This is a genomic window from Micromonospora sp. bgisy143 (assembly GCF_057708145.1).
Window position 1 is genome coordinate 508,718 of the sequence record NZ_JBYIRN010000003.1, and the last position, 17,058, is coordinate 525,775.

Here is a 17,058-nt window from a genome sequence, read left to right on the forward strand (position 1 = left end):
CGGCGGGCGCTCGGAGCCGGCATGTTTGGCAGCCCGGTCAACCCGATCGCCACCTTCCGACCGGACGTGGCGTGGACGTCTGACCGGTGACGCGTGGGCAATCGGCCTTCCCACGTTCGACTCCGGGCTGTCGTCGTGCCGAGCCCTCGCCGGTCCCGCGTTGTCACCTCACGCGATCTTGGACAGAATGGTGGTGATCACTGCGGCTGGTCGCAGACCCGACGCATGTCGGGGCGGCAGCGGCCGGCCCGGTGGCGACGGACGGTGGGAGGAGCGACGGTGGCGCAGCCGAGAGCACTTGTGGTCCGAGGCGGATGGGAGGGGCACCAGCCGGTCAAGGCGACCGAGTTGTTCATCCCCTTCCTCGAACGGAACGGCTACGCCGTACGGGTCGAGGAGTCCACGGAGATCTACGCCGATGCCGACGAGTTGGCCGGCACCGACCTGATCGTGCAGTGCATGACGATGTCGGAGATCACCCCGTCCCAGGTGGCCGGGCTCGGCGCGGCGGTCGTCGCCGGCACGGGCTTCACCGGCTGGCACGGCGGCATCGTGGACGCGTTCCGCGCGTCGGCGGAGTACCTGCACCTGGTGGGCGGCCAGTTCGCCACCCACCCGGGCAAGGAGCCGTGCGAGCGCCACGGTGGGGAGGAGGACAATTTCCTGCCGCACACCGTGCGCGTCACCGACCTCGGCCGGGAGCACCCGATCACCGCCGGCATCGAGGACTTCGACCTGGTCACCGAGCAGTACTGGGTGCTGCACGACGACCTCGTCGACGTCCTGGCCGTCACCACCCACCCGACGCGGGAGTGGCATCCGTGGCACCGGCCGGTCACCTCGCCGGCGGTCTGGACCCGACGCTGGGGCGCCGGCCGCGTCGTCGTGACCACCCCGGGCCACAGCCTCGACGTGCTGGAGCACCCGGCCGTGCGTACCGTCATCGAGAGGGGGATGGTGTGGGCGACCCGCACGGCGTCGGCATCGTAGGTCTCGGGGTCATCTCCCGCGCCTACCTGGAAACCCTCGCGCACCACCCCGCGGTACGCATCGTCGCGCTGGCCGACCTCGACGCGTCCCGGTCGGCCGCGGCGGCGGCCACCGTCCCCGGCAGCGAGGCGATGAGCGTCGACCGCCTGCTCGCCCACCCGGACGTGGACACGGTGCTCAACCTGACGATCCCCGCGGCGCACGCCGACATCTCGCGCGCCACGATCGACGCCGGCAAGAACGTGTACGTCGAGAAGCCGCTCGCCGTGACGTTCCCGGACGGCCGTTCGATCATCGACCGGGCCGCCTCGGCGGGCGTCCACGTGGGCTGCGCGCCGGACACCGTCCTGGGCACGGGTACGCAGACGGCGCGTGCGGCGATCGACGACGGCCTGATCGGCCGCCCGATGTCCGCGACGGCGGTCATGGTCACGGCCGGCCACGAGCGCTGGCACCCGCACCCGGACTTCTACTACGCCCCGGGCGGCGGCCCCCTGTTCGACATGGGGCCGTACTACCTCTCCGCGCTCGTGCACCTGCTCGGCCCGGTCCGTGCGGTGGTCGGTGCCGCCAGCCGGCTGCGCTCCGAGCGGGTCATCGGCTCGGGTCCACGCGCCGGCGAGCGCATCGCGGTGGGGGTGGACACCCACGTCACCGGCGTCCTCGAACACGTCGACGGCGCACTGTCCACCATCACCACCAGCTTCGACGGCACCGCGACGACGGCCGCGCCCATCGAGGTCCACGGGGAGACCGGCAGCCTCGCCGTACCCGATCCGAACTACTTCGACGGCGAGGTTCGCCACTTCGCGCTGGGCGGCACCGAGTGGCGTGCTCTCCCGGCGCGCGCCGGGTACGCCGAGAGCGGCCGAGGCATCGGCCTGCTCGACCTGGTGCTGGCGGACGGTCAGCGGGCGCCGCGCGCCGGCGGCGACGTCGCGCTGCACATCCTCGAGACGATGACCGCGCTGCTGGAGTCGGCGGCGCAGGGCCGGCGGATCGAGCTGACGACGGCGGCGGAGCGGCCGGTCCCCGTGCCGCTCACCCCGGCTACGGAGTGGAAGAGGGGCTGACCGGGTCGGCCGGCGGACGTCAGACGGTGATGACGACCTTGGCCCGGGCGTGCTCGCCCTCGACGTACCGGATGGCGTCGGGCACCTCGTGCAGCGGGTACGTCCGGTCGACGACCGGGGTGAGGCGACCGGCCTCGACGTGGGCGCGGAGCGTGTCGAGGTGGCGTCGGCTCGGCGTGGTGGCGAGCGTGACGATGCGCTGCCGGACCAGCGGCGCGAGTAGTCGTCCGCGCGCGATCAGCCACACCGGCCCGACGAGGCTGCCGCCGCCGTACACGCCGCCGCCGGAGAGCACAAGCGTCCCGGTCGGGGTCAGCGCCCGCCGCAGCTCGGTGAGGGAGCGGTTGCCGACCAGGTCGAGCACGACGTCGTGGCGGTGGCGACCGTCGGCGAAGTCGTCCCGGCGGTAGTCCACGACGTCGTCGGCGCCGAGGGAGCGGACCAGGTCGACGTTGCGGGTGCTGCACACCCCGGTCACGGTCGCGCCGAGTGCCTTGCCCAGTTGCACCGCGAGGGTGCCGACGCCGCCCGAGGCACCGTTGACGAGCAGGCGTTGGCCGGGCTCGACCCGCCCGACGTCGCACAGTCCCATCAGCGCGGTGCTGCCGGCCAGCGGCAGGGCCGCCGCCTGCTCGGGCGTCAGGTTGGCCGGCAGGTGCGCGACCTGCATCCGGGGCACGCACGCGTACTCGGCGAACGCGCCGTTCGCGTCGCCGAGGTCGCCGAAGACGGCGTCGCCGGGTCGGATGTCGCGCACCTCGGCCCCGACCGCCTCGACGCGGCCGGCGATGTCCCGGCCGCGAATGTGGGCGCGAGGCCGCGACAGGCCCATCGTCAACCGCGCCATCCGGGGATCGCCGCGCATGGCGTGCCAGTCGTACGCGTTCAGCGAGGCGGCCACCACCCGGACGAGCACGTCGTCCGGGCCGGGCGCCGGGGTGGCGACGTCGGTGAGCACGAGGGTTTCCGGGCCGCCGTAGCGGTTCTGCACGATCGCCTTCATCACGCCTCCCTGAGGTGTACGGTGTACACCGACGGTAGGTGTACGCCGTACACCTGTCAAGGTGGTTATCGTTCATCAACCGCCGGACAGGACGAGGACGAGATGGTCGAGCAGGCTGAGACACTGCGCCGCACGCCGCTGAGCAGGGAGCGCATCCTGCGGGCGGCCGTCGCGCTCGCCGACGAGACCGGCATCGAATCGCTCAGCATGCGCAACCTCGCCCAGGACCTGGGCGTCGTGCCGATGGCTCTCTACAAGCACGTGGCCAACAAGGACGAACTGCTCGACGGCATGATCGACGTGATCGTCGGCCAGATCGACCCGCCCGAGCGCGACACCACCTGGAAGGACGCCATCCGTCGGCGCATCCTCTCGGCGCGGGAGGTGCTGCGCCGGCACCCCTGGGCGCCGCTGGCCATCGAGTCGCGGACCATGGCGACGCCGGCCGTCCTGGCCTACCTCGACTCGGTGGTCGGCACCCTCAAGGCCGGCGGGTTCTCCGCGAACCTCGCGCACCACGTCATGCACACGATGGGCAGCCGGGTGCTGGGCTTCAGCCAGGAACTGTTCGACGACTCCCGCCGCGCCGGCCGGTCCGGACCGACCAGCCCCGAGCCGGTCGCGGCGCTGCCGCCCGAGTTCGCCGCCCGGTTCCCGCACCTGGCGGAGATCGCCACCGCGGCGTCCCACGACGACGAGACGGTCGTGGGGCAGGGCTGCGACGACCAGTTCGAGTTCGAGTTCGCGCTCGACCTGCTGCTGGACGGCATCGAACGGCTGCACGAGCAGGGCTGGACGGCACCGCGACGACCCCGGTGACGCCGAATCTTCACCCCGATGTCACCGGTGGACCCCACAGGTGACGCGTCGCCGTCCGTCGGTGGGGGTTGGCTGTCGGCCGTCGCACTTGTCTTGATCAGGAGCTGATCCGCGTGCCTTCCTCCCGTCGTACCTTCCTCGCCGGCGGCGCCGCCGCCGGTGTGGGCCTCGCCGTCGCCGGCGGCCTGCCGTCCCTGGCGCAGGCCAGCCCGGCCCGACCGCACTCGCCGGGCTCGGGCGGTCGCGTCCCCTTCCCGCCGCTGGTGGACGACCCCAAGGGGATCCTGGCCCTGCCCGAGGGCTTCCGCTACACGATCGTCACCCGCACCGGCGTCACCCGCCTCGACCGTGGTCAGGGCGTGACCCCGGCGGACCACGACGGCATGGCCGTCTACGACGCCGGACGTGGTCGCTACACCCTGATCCAGAACCACGAGATCGACCCGGGCGCCGAGTTCGGCGTACCGCACGTCAAGGGCACCGTCTACGACCCGGGCGCCGTCGACGCCGGTGGCTGCACGGTGATCACGACCGACGTCGCGGGCCGCAACCTGGGCGAGTTCGTCGCCCTCTCCGGCACCATCTCCAACTGCGCGGGTGGCCCGACCCCGTGGGGCACCTGGCTGACCTGCGAGGAGACCGAGGACCGGGCCGGCGACAGGTGGACCGAGGGCGACCGCTCCGGCGTCTACGCCAAGGACCACGGGTACGTCTTCGAGGTCTGGGCCGACGGCAGCGCGGACCCGCGGCCGATCAAGTGCCTGGGTCGCTACTCCCACGAGGCCCTGGCGATCGACAAGGACCGCACCCACGTCTACCTCTCCGAGGACGCCGACGAGCCCAACGGACTCTTCTACCGCTGGTCCGCTCCGCGCGGCGTGAAGCTGGGCCCCGGCGTGCTGACCCGCCTCGCGCCCGACGCCGGTGTCCTCGCCGCGATGCAGATCATCATGGACGACGGCTCCGTGTTGCCGGACGTCGCCTACCTGACCTCCGCCCAGCTCGGCCGTCCGTTCCCGGTGCGGTGGATCGAGGTGCCGGACCGCGACGCGCGGCACACCTCCGTCCGCGAGCAGTTCGCCGACGGCCAGGTCACCCGGGGTCGCAAGTTCGAGGGCGTGTGGAGCACCGACGAGGGCGTGTACGTCGTCAACTCCTACGCCTGGGACGAGGGTGACCTGCCGGCCGACGCGGCGCCGCACGACGGCATGGTCTGGTTCTACCACTTCAAGAACCAGACCATCCAGCTCGTGACGTACTTCCCGCACCAGACCGCCTCCGAGGAGGGGACGCCGGTCAGGTACACCGACCTCACCTTCGACGGGCCGGACAACGTGACGGTCACCCCGTGGGGCAGCCTCGTGCTCGCCGAGGACGGCAAGGGCGCCTCGCACGTGCTCAGCACCATCCCGGGCGGCCCGACGTACGCGATCGCCCGCAACCAGCTCAACGACTCGGAGTTCTGCGGGCCGACCTTCAGCGCCGACGGCAGGGTGCTGTTCGTCAACATGCAGGACCCGGGCCTGACCCTGGCCATCACCGGCCCGTGGGAGAAGTACCTGGGCTGACGACCGGCCGGACCGGCAGGTGGGTATCGGGCGACGCCTGGTGCCCACCTGCCGTCTTTTCAAACCTCCACAGTGCCTGACTATTGTCACCAGTTCGGGTGCACCTCGCATCACGGTCGGTGACTAAGCGCACTGGAGGCCACCGGGGCCCGTCGATGAGACTCGATGCAACGCCGGACGACAACAGCCGGCCGGAATCGAGAGGCGGCGGGACGGTGGACGAACGCTACGACAGCTACTGCGCCGCCGATCGCCTGTTCTACGACTCGCTGGGCAGCGCGGTCGCGCAGCCCGTCTTTCCGGCCGCCGAGCGGGAGATCCCGACCGGCTGGCGCCGCGAGCCGCTCGACGACTGGCTGATCTACGCCCCCGACGGCGGCTCGCTGCCGCAGCAGGGCTGGAAGATCCACGTGTCGGCGGGTCTGGTGAACGCCGAGCGGGTGCTGGACGCCGTCTGGGACTACTGCGTACCCCGGGGCCTGTCCTTCAAGTTCCTCCGTGGACCCCGCACGCTGCTGCTGCGCAACTCCAAGTACGCCTCCCGCGCCGCCAGCGGCAAGTTCGTCACCGTCTACCCGCGTGACGAGGCGGAGCTGGAGCTGGTCTGCAAGGAGCTCGACGAGCTCCTGACCGGCGAGACCGGGCCGTACATCCTCAGCGACCTGCGGTACGGCGCCGGCCCGGTCCACGTGCGTTACGGCGGATTCGCCGCCCGCTACTGCCACTCGCCGGACGGTCAGGTGGTGCCGGCGATCGAGGACGACTCGGGCACGCTGGTGCCGGACCGCCGCGACCCCGTCTTCCACGTACCGGACTGGGTGACCCTGCCCGACTTTCTCGGCCCGCACCTGGCGGCCCGCAGCGGAACCAGCACCGACCAGGTGCCGTACCGGATCGAACGGGTCATCCACTTCTCCAACGGTGGTGGCCTGTACGTGGGCCGGGATCTGCGTACCGACACCCAGGTGGTGTTGAAGGAGGCCCGGCCGCACGCCGGCCTGGACGCCGACGGCGTCGACGCGGTCGCCCGGCTGGCACGGGAGGCCGACGCCCTGCGGCAGCTCGCCGACCTGCCGCAGGTGCCGCGGGTGCACGACGAGTTCGACCTGGGCGAGCACCGGTTCCTCGCGCTGGAGTTCATCGAGGGCCGGCCGTTGAACAAGGTGCTCGTCGACAGGTACCCGCTGATCGACGCCGACGCGACCGACGAGGACCGGGCGGCGTACGCCCGCTGGGCCCGGCACGTCCACGAGCAGGTCGAGACCCTCGTCGCGGCGATCCACGAACGCGGCCTGGTCTACGGCGACCTGCACCTGTTCAACATCATGATCCGTCCGGACGACCGGGTCGCGCTTGTCGACTTCGAGGTGGCCGCCCCGATCGACGGGCACCGCCGACCCGGGCTGCGCAACCAGGGCTTCGCGGCTCCCCGGGACCGGACCGGGCCGGGGGTAGACACGTACGCCCTGGCCTGCCTGCGGTTGGCGTTGTTCCTGCCACTGACCCAGCTGGTGCGGCTCGCCCCGGCGAAGGCGGCGCACCTGGCCGACGTCATCGCCGCGAACTTTCCGGTGCCGAGGTCCTTCCTCGACCCGGCGGTCGAGGAGATCACCGGCGGCCCGCAGGTGACGGGAGCGCACGACGCGCCCGTCACGCCCGACCGGCTGGCGACGGCGATCCTGGCCAGCGCCACCCCGATGCGCGACGACCGGCTCTTCCCCGGCGACATCGAGCAGTTCCGCAGCGGCGGCCTCAACCTCGCCCACGGGGCGGCGGGAGTGCTGTACGCGCTGCACACCAGCGGCGTCGGACGATGGCCCGAGCACGAGGACTGGCTGGTACGGCGGGCGACCGCGCCCCCGTCCGGCACCCGCTGCGGCTTCTACGACGGCCTGCACGGTGTCGCCCACGCCCTGGAACGCCTCGGCCGACGCCAGGACGCGCTGGACGTGCTCGACATCTGCCTGCGCGAACCGCTGGACGGGCTCGACCACAGCCTGGCGAGCGGGCTGTCCGGGATCGCGCTCAACCTGGCCGACCTGGCCGCCCGCACCGGGGAGGTGTCGTTGCGCGACGCCGCGTGGCGGGCCGCCGAGCGGGTGATCGGGCAACTGGCCGACGACCCCGGCCCGGACATCAGCGGCGGTCGGCACCCGTACGCCGGGCTGCTGCGCGGCCGGACCGGACCGGCGCTGATGCTGGTGCGGCTCTACGAGCTCAGCGGCGACGAGGACCTGTTGGCGCACGCCGCCACGGCGCTGCGTCAGGACCTGCGCCGGTGCGTGCTGCGCCCGGACGGCGCCCTGGAGGTCAACGAGGGCTGGCGGACCATGCCGTACCTGGCACACGGCAGCGTCGGCATCGGACTGGTCCTCGACGCGTACCTGCGCCACCGCGACGACGACGGGTTCGCCGAGGCCAGCGCGGGGATCCGCCGCGCGGCGCGGTCACCGTTCTACGCGCAGACCGGGCTCTTCGCCGGGCGGGCCGGCATCATCGCCTACCTCGCCGCGTCCGTTCGGGACGGCGACCGCCGGGAACTGGACGCGCAGGTGGACCGGCTGGCCTGGCACGCGCTGCCGTACCAGGAGGGGACCGCGTTCCCCGGTGAGCAGTTGCTCCGGCTCTCCATGGACCTCGGCACCGGCACCGCCGGCGTGCTCTACGCGCTGACCTGCGCGCGGCACGACGACCCGCCGACGCTGCCCTTCCTCGCGCCCCTGCCGGGCGCGCAGAGACTCCCCCGTCACAGCGGGGGCGACAGGATCGACGATCGGAAGGAAGGGAGGTGAACGACATGGCGCTTCTGGACCTCCAGGGCCTGGAGATGGCTCCGGCCGACCGCACGGGTGGCGGTAGCCGGGCGAGCCTGCTGCTCTGCGGCGACAGCTCGCTCTCCGTCACGACCTGCAACTGATCCGTCGCAACAACGTGATCGCCCTGGGTGGGCAGACGTGCCCACCCAGGGCGACCGCGTAGCACCGGGAGGTCCGATGTCGACGTTCGACGCGGGGGACCGGCTGCTGCGGCGGACGGTCCTGGCCGGCGGCGGCTGGACGGCCGGCCTCGCGGTGGTCGCGCTTGTGGGCGCGGCCGCCGAACTGTTGCTTCCCGCGGCCCTGGGTCGCGCCGTCGACGCCGCCCTCACCGGTGGCTCGATCTGGTGGGCGGTGGCCGCCTGCGCCCTGGTGGTCGCGCTCGTCTGCGTCGACGCCCTGACGGACCTGGCCAGCGGATTCGGCGCGGCGCGCGCCACCGCCGGGTTACGCCGTCACCTGCTGCGCCACCTGTTCGCGTTGGACGTGCGGGCCACCCGCCGGTACCCGGTGGGGGACCTCGTCGGTCGATTGGTCGGCCAGGCCGCCGACGCGGGACAGGCCGGCAACGCCGTGGTCCTGACCGCCGTGGCGGTGCTGCCGCCCCTCGGCAGCGTCGTCGCGCTCACCATGCTGGAGCCCGTCCTCGGGATCACCCTGCTCGCCGGCCTCGGCCTGCTCGCCGTCCTCATGCGCGCCTTCGTGGCCGACGCCTCCACCGCGACCGCCGGCTACCAACGGGTGCTCGGCGTCATCGCCGGCCGTCTGCTGGAGTCGCTGACCGGGGCCCGGACCATCGCCGCCGCGGCCACGATCCACCGTGAGGAGGCCCGGGTGCTGGCGGCCCTGCCCGAGTTGGGCCGGCACGGCCGTCGGACCTGGGACCTGCTCGCCCGGGCCAGCGCGCGTACCTCCGCCGTGGCGCCGCTGCTGCACCTGAGCGTCGTCGCGGTCGGCGGGTACGCCCTCACGGCCGGCTGGCTCACGCCCGGTGAGCTGGTCGCCGCCGTCCGGTACGCGGCCATGGGCGCCGGGCTCGGTGCGGTCCTCGCCACCCTCAACCACCTGGTGCGCAGCCGTGCCGGGGCGCACCGGGTCGCCGAGCCGCTGCGACAGTCCGCCGCGCCCGGCGGCGACCGGCCCCTCCCGCCCGGCGGCGGCGCGCTGCGACTGCGCGACGTACGGGTGTACGGCGACGACGGCCGGCCCGTCCTGGACGGCATCGACCTGGACGTACCGGCCGGCGCGACCGTGGCCGTCGTCGGCGCGTCCGGCGCCGGCAAGTCGACCCTCGCGGCGGTGGCGGGACGGCTGCACGACCCGGACCACGGCGAGGTGCGCCTCGACGGCGTACCGCTGCGCGACCTCGACGCCTCGGTGCTGCGCCGAGCCGTCGGCTACGCCTTCGACCAGCCGGTGCTGATCGGGGCGACCGTCCACGACGCGATCGGTCTGGCGTTGCCGGACGCCGCCGCGGCACCCCCGGCCGACGGGCGGCCGGCCACGCCCGCGGTCCTGCGGGCGGCCCGGCTGGCGGCGGTCGCCGACGTGATCGACCGGCTGCCCCAGGGGTACCGCACCCCGCTGGTGGACACGCCACTGTCCGGTGGGGAGACCCAACGCCTCGGCCTGGCCCGGGCGTTCGCCGCCGAACGGCTGCTCATCCTGGACGACGCCACGTCCAGCCTGGACACCGCGACCGAACACCGGATCACCGAGGCGGTCGTCGGGCGCGCCGGCGAGCGGACCCGACTGGTCATCACCCACCGGACGGCGGCGGCGGCCGGCGCCGACCTCGTGGCCTGGCTGGACGGCGGTCGGCTGCGCGGGCTGGCGCCGCACCGGCGACTCTGGGCCGACCCGGACTACCGGGCCGTGTTCGGGCCGGCCGGCGGTGGGTCGTGACCCCGCCGACCGTACGCCAGGTCACCTGGCGGGCGCTGCGGGCCCGCCGGGGCGACCTCGCCCGGCTCTGCGGGTGGTCGCTCGTCGAGGCGCTGCCCGCGCTGCTCGCCGGCCTGCTCGTCGCCCGTGCCGTCGACCACGGCTTCCTGGCCGGACGCCTGGTCGACGGCCTGGCCTGGCTGGCGGTCCTCGCGGTGGCCGTGCTGGTCGGCGCGGTGGCGACCGGCCGGACGTACCGGAGCCTCGGCGCGCTGGTCGAGCCGTTCCGGGACGAGGTGGCCGCCCAGGTGGTGCGGGGCGCGCTGCGCGACGCCACCCGGGCCGGTGGTCGTCCGGACAGCGCGGCGATGACCCGGCTGACCCACCAGATGGAGATCGTCCGGGACACCTTCGCCGGGCTGCTGATGGTGACGCGTGGTTTCCTCTTCTCCGCCGGCGCGGCCCTGCTCGGCCTCCTCGCCCTCGCGCCGGTGGCGGCGGCGCTGGCCGCCGCGCCGCTGGTCGTCGGCCTGGTCGTGTTCCTCGCCGCGCTGCCGGCCATGGTCGCGCACCAGCGGGCATATGTGCGTGCCGGTGAGCTGCTGGGCCGGTCGGCGGCGACGGCACTGGCCGGTCACCGGGACGTGCTGGCCTGTGGCGCCCAGGCGCGCGTGACGTCCGACGTGGAACGCCGGGTGTCGGCGCAGGCCGCCGCCGAGCGCACCCTCGCCCGGATGGCGGTGGTCCGCAGCCTCAGCCTCGGTATCGGCGGCTGGTCGCCGTTGGCGGTGCTGCTGGTCGCCGCCCCGTGGCTGGTCGACCGTGGGATGACGGCGGGCGCGATCCTCGGGGCGCTGATCTACGTGTCCACCGGGCTGCAACCGGCCCTGCACACCCTCGTGCAGGGCCTCGGCGGCGGCGGGCTGCGCTACGCGGTCACCCTGGAGAACATCCTGCGCGTCCATCCCGACCCGCCGGCTCGCGGGGAGGCGACGCCCGGCCCACGCCCGCCCACCGGGCCGGTCGGCGGCGCACCGGCCGCCGAGGTCCGGGGACTGACCTTCCGGTACGGCCCGAGCGCCGCGCCGGTGCTGCGGAACTTCTCCCTGACGCTGGCCGACGGTGATCACCTGGCCGTGGTGGGACCCAGCGGCACGGGCAAGTCCACCCTGGCCGCCCTGCTGGCCGGTCTCGTGCCACCGCAGGAGGGCACGGTCCACCTGGCCGGCGTGCCGGTCGCCGACACCGCACCGGCCGCGCTGGCCCGGCTGCGGGTGCTGCTGCCCCAGGAGGCGTACGTCTTCACCGGCACGCTCGCCGACAACCTGCGCTACCTGCGGCCCGACGCCGACGACGACACCCTGGAGGCGGCCCTCGACGCGCTCGGCGCGCGCCCCCTGGCGACCCGTCTGGGCGGCCTGGCCGCGCCGGTCGTACCGGCCCTGCTCTCCGCCGGCGAGCGGCAGCTCGTGGCGGCGGCGCGGGCCTGGCTCGCGCCCGCCCCGCTGGCGGTCCTGGACGAGGCGACCTGCCACCTCGACCCGGCGCTGGAGGCGACCGTCGAGGCCGCCTTCGCCCGGCGACCCGGCAGCCTCGTCGTGGTCGCCCACCGGATCAGTTCGGCCCTGCGGGCCGAGCGGGTGCTGGTCCTCGACGGGAACGCGCCCACCGTGGGCACGCACGAGCAGCTGCTGACCCGCTCGGCCACCTACCGGGCGCTCGTCGGCTGCTGGGACGAGCCGAGGACGCCCTTGCGGGTGGCGGAGCGGCAGGGCTGAGACCGGCCGGTCAGATCCAGCCCGCCTCGCCCGCCAACCGCACCGCCTCCACCCGGGTGCGCGCACCCACCTTGCGGGCGATCCGGCCGAGGTGGTTGCGGACCGTGCCGCGGGTGAGCCCGAGCGTCGCCGCCACCTCGGCGACCGGCGCGCCCGCCGCCGTCAACGTCAACACCTGCCGCTCGCGGTCGGAGAGCGGGTTGTCCGAGCGCAGGGCCGCGACGACGAGGTCCGCGTCGAGGACGGGCTCCCGGCGGGCGAGCCGGCGGATCCCGTCGACCACCCGCTGGGGAGCGGCGTCGTTGCGCAGGATGCCCATCGTCCGCGACGGGCTGAGCATGCCCCGCAGTCGGCGGGCCCGCTGCGGGTGGACCAGCATCAGGACGGGGCACAGGCCCAGGCGGCCGGGCACCTCCTCCTCGACGAGGTCGAGGTCGGCCACCACCACGTCCGGGCGCTGGGTACGGACGGCGGCGGGGACCGCGTCGCCGCGATCCAGTTCCGCCACGACGTGGATGTCCTCCTCGGCGGCGAGGACGAACGACAGCGCGCCCAGCACCAGGGCACCGTCCAGAGCGAGCAGGGTACGGATCACGACGAACCTTCCCGCGCTTGCATAGTGATCACTCAACGTCAATATTCAAACACGCTTCCGTCCGGGCCGCACGGCGACGGGGCGGGTCCGCCGGGACCCGCCCCGATGCCTACAGCCAGCCGTTGCGCCGGGCGTGCCACACCGCCTCCAACCGGTTGCGGGCCCCGATCTTGCGCAGGATCGCCGACAGGTGGTTACGCACCGTCCCGTGGGCCAGGAAGAGGCGACCGGCGATCTCCTTGAGTGGCAGTCCCTCGGCAGCCATCCGCAGCACGTCCAACTCCCGGGGCGTCAACGGCATCTCCGGGGGACTGAGCACCGCCACCGCGGCGGCCGGGTCGATCGCCCGCTCCCCGGCGGCGAGCGCGCGGATCGCGCGCACCAACTCCACCAACGGGCTGTCCTTACCCAGCAGGCCGCGTGCGCCGGCCGCCAACGCCGCCTCCACCAGCGCCGGGCTCCACCGAGGGCTCATCGCCAGCACGGCGGCGTGCGGCGCCTCGGCGCTGATCCGGGCGACCACCTCCACCGGATCGGGCAGCTCCGGTGTCAGCGCCAGCACCACCACCTGGGGCCGGCACCGGCGGACCGCCTTCAACAGGTTGCCGACGCCCTCGACGTCGGCGACCACCTCCATGTCCTCCTCACGGGAGAGCGCGGCGCAGAGCGCTCCGCGCAGCAAACCCATGTCCTCGGCGACAACAACGTGGATCACCGTGTTCTCCGATCTCAGGTGCACGTCACGACGGTCACCGAACCCGGTGTGTCCACGGGTCGGCCACGATCGTCGTGCGCGGAAAGTCGGGCGGCCACGGGCCCACGACGCCGTTCGGGCGGGCGCGGGAACCGTTGGCCAGGCCAGCGGGGAGGGACCGACCACGCGGGCGGGCAGCCCGGGGGTCGGCGGCCGGCCTCAGCCCGGGCGGGCGATCGCAGACGGAGTTCGGCTCTCGACGAAGAGCGGCACGAGGTGACAGGGCGCGGCGATGCCGGGGTGTGACTGCCGGTGAGCGGGCCGGACCAGACCCGGCGTGGGCGTCGAGCCCCCGTCGGTGCCGGCGGCGTCCTGGTCGACCGGGGTGACGGGCTGACCTGGAGGAGAGGCCGCCGCGCCCGGCGGCGCCGGGCGGGCGGCGTGGTGGCCCGGTGGGGCCGGGGGAGGTCGGTACGCGGCCACGGCTGTCGGCGGTGGCGCGGTCGGAGGCGGCGTCGCCGCAGCGGGTACCGGCGGCGACGCCGGAGCCGGCGGCGGCGTCGGTGGGCCCGGCGCGGGTGCCGCGCGCGACGGCGGCGCGGCGGTCGGCTCGGTCGCCGGGGGAGCGCCCGGTGTACGCGGCGCGGGTACGACCACCGCGCCGAGGACGGGTGGCAGGACGGCGTCGACGACGTGCCGGAGCGCCGTGACGACGGGCTCGATCGGCAGTGCGCACACGACGCCGACGACGGGCCGCAGGACCGGGGTGAGCAGGTCCGCCGCGGCCGGCACGGCGAGCGGTCCAGGCAGCTCTCGGTGGTCGGGCCCGGCGTCGGTCGACTGTCGCGCGGGGTCCGCCGCCGCTCGGGGTGGGCGGGCGCGCTGGGCGGGACGATGCGTCGCGCGGGTCGCGGTCGAGGAGCGCAACCGTTCGTGCCGGGCGGCGTCGGACCGGACGGATGTGCCCGGCCGGGACGGCGGCACGGACACCCGCGCGGTGTCCGTCGGCCGGCGGGACACGGCCGGCGACGGTACGTCACGGGCACCGACGACACCGGCGATCGCGCCGGTCAGCGGGGCGCGGTGCCCGTCCGGGCGACGGTCGTCGGCGCGTACGTCGGGCCGGCGATCGTGGTCGACGTGCGCGGTGACGGTGACCCGTCGGACCGGCTCCACCAGAGCGCCGAGCTGCCGATGAAGCTCGTCACCGGAACTGCCGCCCGTGCCGTCGGCGCTGGCCGGCCCCTGGAACATCAGGGCCAGGAGGAAGCCGCCCCCGATCGCGACCGCGACCAACGCCAGCCGCCGGGCGAGCCGGCGCAGTCGGTCGGCCACGACCGGCCCGGGTCGACCCGGCGCGGACATCGGCGCGGTTCCGTTGACGGGACTTCGCACGCGGGCACGACCCCCTTCCCCACTGGATTGCTGACCCATCGTAGCGATGCCATCACGTATGCGCATCCGCTGATGAACGCCGGCAATGGTCGGACGCGCTCCCGGGCGCGTGCGACGGACGCTGGGCGCGGGGTCGGTCTCCACCGGGGCAGCGCGGAGGCAGCCGCCCGTCGACGGTAGTGTCCGCAGCGTGGTGCGGCGGTGGGCTCTGACGGTGTTGACGGCGACCCTGGGCGTGGTGGTCCTGGCGTCTCAACTGGCCGCCGGGTTGCCAGTGGTCGGCGGTGTCGAGTTTCTGATCTTTCTGGCGGTGGCGTTCGCGGTGTCGCCGCGGGCTTTCCCCCGTTCGACGGGGGCCGCCGAAGCGCAGCGGGCCAGCGCGGCGGACGGGCTTCCGATCGTGTACTGGCGCCCCGGCTGTCGCTACTGCCTCCAGCTCCGCCTCTCGCTCGGCCGGCTCGCTCGGCAGGCACACTGGGTCGACATCTGGCACGACCCGGAGGGTGCCGCGGCCGTTCGGGCGATCACCGGCGGCAACGAGACGGTGCCCACGGTCGTGTTCGACGCCGAGGCCGTGGTGAACCCCGACCGCGGCTGGCTCCGCGAGCGGCTTCGCCGGCTCTGACCCTCCCTCCGCAGGTCGAGGACCGCGCACGTCCTGCGCCGAACGTAGGACTTCTTCGCATAAGTCCGGTTGATGTGAGTTCGGCTCTACTACGTTTCCCCCTGGGAGCGACAACCGATTTGTCGCTGTCTGCGCCGACTGAGGCGTCAGAGACACGGTGTACGGAGAAGGGCCAGATATGTCCAACCATCGACACCCGAACGTCAGCGCTGCGGCGGCAGACCAGCCCCGTCCGCCGAGGAAGCGCCGGGCCCGTTGGCTCGTCGCCGGGGTGGCCGGACTGACCGGGGTCGCCGGTCTGGCGGCCGTCAGCGCGCCCGCAGGGCTGACCGGAGCCCTCGGAGCGGGCGGCGGACTGCTCGGGAAACAGGTCCTCGCCGGCAGCAGCCGGGCGGACGACGACAGCGGAAAGCACGACCCGGGCGGTCGCGACAAGGAGCACGGGGGCGACAAGGGACACGGGGGCGACAAGGAGCACGGGGACGACGACTGGAGCGGTGGCGGTCGGGACGCCTGGGACGTGCCGTGCGGCGCCAACGAGCTGATCGCGGCGATCGTCCGCGCGAACGCCGGTCACGGGGCGAAGCTCCGGCTCGCCAAGGGGTGCACCTACACCCTCACCGCGTCCGCGCCCCAGCCACCCGTGCCCCACGGCCCCGTCGGCCTGCCGATCGTCACCCAGCCGATCACGATCGACGGCAACGGTTCCACCATCGTCCGCGCCGCCAGCGCGACGCCGTTCCGGATCCTCGAGGTGGGGGCCGGCGGTGACCTGAAGCTCCGGGACGCCACCGTCAAGGGCGGCGACGACACGAGTGGGCTCGGCGGCGGCGGTGGCGGCATCCGCGTCGACGTCGGCGGTCGGGCCACGCTGGAGAACATCGACGTCGTCTTCAACCACTCCAACGGCTCCGGCGGAGGGATCGCCAACTTCGGCGACACCAGGATCCTCGGCCGCAGCGAGCAGGGCGGCAAGGACAAGCACGGCAAGGACAAGGACGGCAAGGACCGGGAGCGGTACGGCGACGACGAGAGCCGGATCAGCGACAACGGCGCGTTGTACGACGGCGGCGGTGTCCACAACAACGGCAACCTCACGGTGAAGAACACCAGGATCAGCGACAACAACTCGATCGGGACCTTCACCATCGTGCCGATCGGCGGCACGGGCGGCGGCCTGTCGAACTCCAGCGTCGCCGTGCTCGACAACGTCCGGGTGCACCACAACAGCTCCGGCTTCCGGGGCGGCGGCATCCGCAACGGGATCAACGCCACCACCACGGCCCGGAACATCGAGGTCACCGAGAACACGACCGGCAGCGAGGGCGGCGGCATCTTCACCGACGGCACCTTCCAGCTCCAGCACGGCAGGATCGTTCGGAACGACGCCGGCCAACGCGGCGGCGGTGTCTTCAACCAGATCGGCCAGTTCGTGGCCGAGGACAGCCAGATCAGTGAGAACGCCGCCAGTACGAGAAGCACCATCGAGAACGGCGGCGGCGTCTACAACGGCAGCGGGGAGGTCGTCCTGCGGCACACCGTCGTAGCCCGCAACAAGGCGTTCGGCACGAACTCGCGCGGCGGCGGAATCTACAACAACGCCAGGCTCACCCTCAACGAATCGAAGGTCACGGAGAACGTCTCCGTCGTGGCGCCGGGTGGCGTCTTCAACGACGGTGGTCAGGTCACGGTGGACGACAAGTCGGCCATCACCGGCAACCGGCCCACCAACTGCACGCCCAGCGCACCGCCCGTACCCAACTGCTTCGGCTGACCGAGGCGCGGGTCTCCGGTCCCGCCCGGACCTGATCACCAGAT

At 73.7% G+C, this 17,058-nt stretch carries 14 protein-coding genes; 10 read left to right on the top strand and 4 right to left on the bottom strand.

The window, feature by feature from the left end; genetic code table 11:
• Positions 1 to 279: 279 nt before the first annotated feature.
• The gene (locus AC3EN4_RS07790; protein ID WP_435205238.1) at positions 280 to 990 is read left to right on the top strand and encodes a ThuA domain-containing protein; all 711 of its coding nucleotides are present in this window, start codon (positions 280 to 282) and stop codon (positions 988 to 990) included.
• Positions 960 to 2,063 carry a Gfo/Idh/MocA family protein gene (locus AC3EN4_RS07795; RefSeq protein ID WP_435205239.1) on the top strand — a complete coding sequence of 368 codons (1,104 nt, stop codon included), beginning with the start codon at positions 960 to 962 and terminating at the stop codon, positions 2,061 to 2,063. The genes AC3EN4_RS07790 and AC3EN4_RS07795 overlap by 31 nt, the downstream gene beginning before the upstream one ends.
• Before the next feature lie 19 nt (positions 2,064 to 2,082).
• Here the strand turns inward: AC3EN4_RS07795 and AC3EN4_RS07800 are convergent, their stop codons facing one another.
• Positions 2,083 to 3,066, bottom strand: coding sequence for an NAD(P)-dependent alcohol dehydrogenase (locus AC3EN4_RS07800; protein WP_435205240.1), 984 nt, complete (start codon positions 3,064 to 3,066; stop codon positions 2,083 to 2,085).
• A 102-nt stretch (positions 3,067 to 3,168) separates the two neighbouring features.
• Here AC3EN4_RS07800 and AC3EN4_RS07805 point away from each other — a divergent pair, with 102 nt between their 5' ends.
• The 6 genes from AC3EN4_RS07805 to AC3EN4_RS07830 all read left to right on the top strand — a co-directional run bounded on the left by AC3EN4_RS07805 (position 3,169) and on the right by AC3EN4_RS07830 (position 11,931).
• Positions 3,169 to 3,885: a TetR/AcrR family transcriptional regulator gene (locus AC3EN4_RS07805; protein WP_435205241.1), complete on the top strand. Its 717-nt coding sequence runs from the start codon at positions 3,169 to 3,171 to the stop codon at positions 3,883 to 3,885.
• A gap of 113 nt (positions 3,886 to 3,998) precedes the next feature.
• Positions 3,999 to 5,453 (top strand): alkaline phosphatase PhoX, encoded by a 1,455-nt coding sequence (locus AC3EN4_RS07810; RefSeq protein WP_435205242.1) that lies wholly within the window; start codon positions 3,999 to 4,001, stop codon positions 5,451 to 5,453.
• A gap of 155 nt (positions 5,454 to 5,608) precedes the next feature.
• Positions 5,609 to 8,245 (top strand): class III lanthionine synthetase LanKC, encoded by a 2,637-nt coding sequence (gene lanKC / locus AC3EN4_RS07815; RefSeq protein WP_435205243.1) that lies wholly within the window; start codon positions 5,609 to 5,611, stop codon positions 8,243 to 8,245.
• A 5-nt stretch (positions 8,246 to 8,250) separates the two neighbouring features.
• Positions 8,251 to 8,370, top strand: a complete 120-nt coding sequence (locus AC3EN4_RS07820) for a SapB/AmfS family lanthipeptide (RefSeq protein WP_013734295.1) — start codon at positions 8,251 to 8,253, stop codon at positions 8,368 to 8,370.
• Between the two features lie 76 nt (positions 8,371 to 8,446).
• Positions 8,447 to 10,174: an ATP-binding cassette domain-containing protein gene (locus AC3EN4_RS07825; protein WP_435205244.1), complete on the top strand. Its 1,728-nt coding sequence runs from the start codon at positions 8,447 to 8,449 to the stop codon at positions 10,172 to 10,174.
• On the top strand, positions 10,171 to 11,931 hold the full coding sequence (locus AC3EN4_RS07830; RefSeq protein ID WP_435205245.1) for an ATP-binding cassette domain-containing protein: 1,761 nt from the start codon (positions 10,171 to 10,173) through the stop codon (positions 11,929 to 11,931). Before AC3EN4_RS07825 ends, AC3EN4_RS07830 begins: the two co-directional genes overlap by 4 nt.
• A gap of 10 nt (positions 11,932 to 11,941) precedes the next feature.
• Here AC3EN4_RS07830 and AC3EN4_RS07835 read toward each other — a convergent pair whose 3' ends face one another.
• The 3 genes from AC3EN4_RS07835 to AC3EN4_RS07845 form a co-directional block, all read right to left on the bottom strand.
• Complete coding sequence (locus AC3EN4_RS07835; RefSeq protein WP_435205246.1) at positions 11,942 to 12,526, bottom strand: response regulator transcription factor; 585 nt, start codon at positions 12,524 to 12,526, stop codon at positions 11,942 to 11,944.
• A gap of 109 nt (positions 12,527 to 12,635) precedes the next feature.
• The gene (locus AC3EN4_RS07840; protein ID WP_435205247.1) at positions 12,636 to 13,265 is read right to left on the bottom strand and encodes a response regulator transcription factor; all 630 of its coding nucleotides are present in this window, start codon (positions 13,263 to 13,265) and stop codon (positions 12,636 to 12,638) included.
• Between the two features lie 174 nt (positions 13,266 to 13,439).
• Entirely contained in the window at positions 13,440 to 14,585 is a 1,146-nt protein-coding gene (locus AC3EN4_RS07845; protein WP_435205248.1) for a hypothetical protein, read from the bottom strand.
• Between the two features lie 244 nt (positions 14,586 to 14,829).
• On the opposite strand from AC3EN4_RS07845, the gene AC3EN4_RS07850 reads away from it, so the two are divergent.
• Both AC3EN4_RS07850 and AC3EN4_RS07855 read left to right on the top strand, forming a co-directional pair.
• Positions 14,830 to 15,240 carry a glutaredoxin domain-containing protein gene (locus AC3EN4_RS07850; RefSeq protein WP_435205249.1) on the top strand — a complete coding sequence of 137 codons (411 nt, stop codon included), beginning with the start codon at positions 14,830 to 14,832 and terminating at the stop codon, positions 15,238 to 15,240.
• A 178-nt stretch (positions 15,241 to 15,418) separates the two neighbouring features.
• Positions 15,419 to 17,014, top strand: a complete 1,596-nt coding sequence (locus AC3EN4_RS07855) for a hypothetical protein (RefSeq protein WP_435205250.1) — start codon at positions 15,419 to 15,421, stop codon at positions 17,012 to 17,014.
• Positions 17,015 to 17,058: the final 44 nt, after the last annotated feature.

Coding starts and splice junctions, on each gene's coding strand:
- AC3EN4_RS07800 (WP_435205240.1), bottom strand. CDS start 3,066: ATGAAGGCGATCGTGCAGAACCGCTACGGCGGCCCGGAAACCCTCGTG.
- AC3EN4_RS07805 (WP_435205241.1), top strand. CDS start 3,169: ATGGTCGAGCAGGCTGAGACACTGCGCCGCACGCCGCTGAGCAGGGAG.
- lanKC (WP_435205243.1), top strand. CDS start 5,609: ATGAGACTCGATGCAACGCCGGACGACAACAGCCGGCCGGAATCGAGA.
- AC3EN4_RS07820 (WP_013734295.1), top strand. CDS start 8,251: ATGGCGCTTCTGGACCTCCAGGGCCTGGAGATGGCTCCGGCCGACCGC.
- AC3EN4_RS07825 (WP_435205244.1), top strand. CDS start 8,447: ATGTCGACGTTCGACGCGGGGGACCGGCTGCTGCGGCGGACGGTCCTG.
- AC3EN4_RS07845 (WP_435205248.1), bottom strand. CDS start 14,585: ATGTCCGCGCCGGGTCGACCCGGGCCGGTCGTGGCCGACCGACTGCGC.
- AC3EN4_RS07855 (WP_435205250.1), top strand. CDS start 15,419: ATGTCCAACCATCGACACCCGAACGTCAGCGCTGCGGCGGCAGACCAG.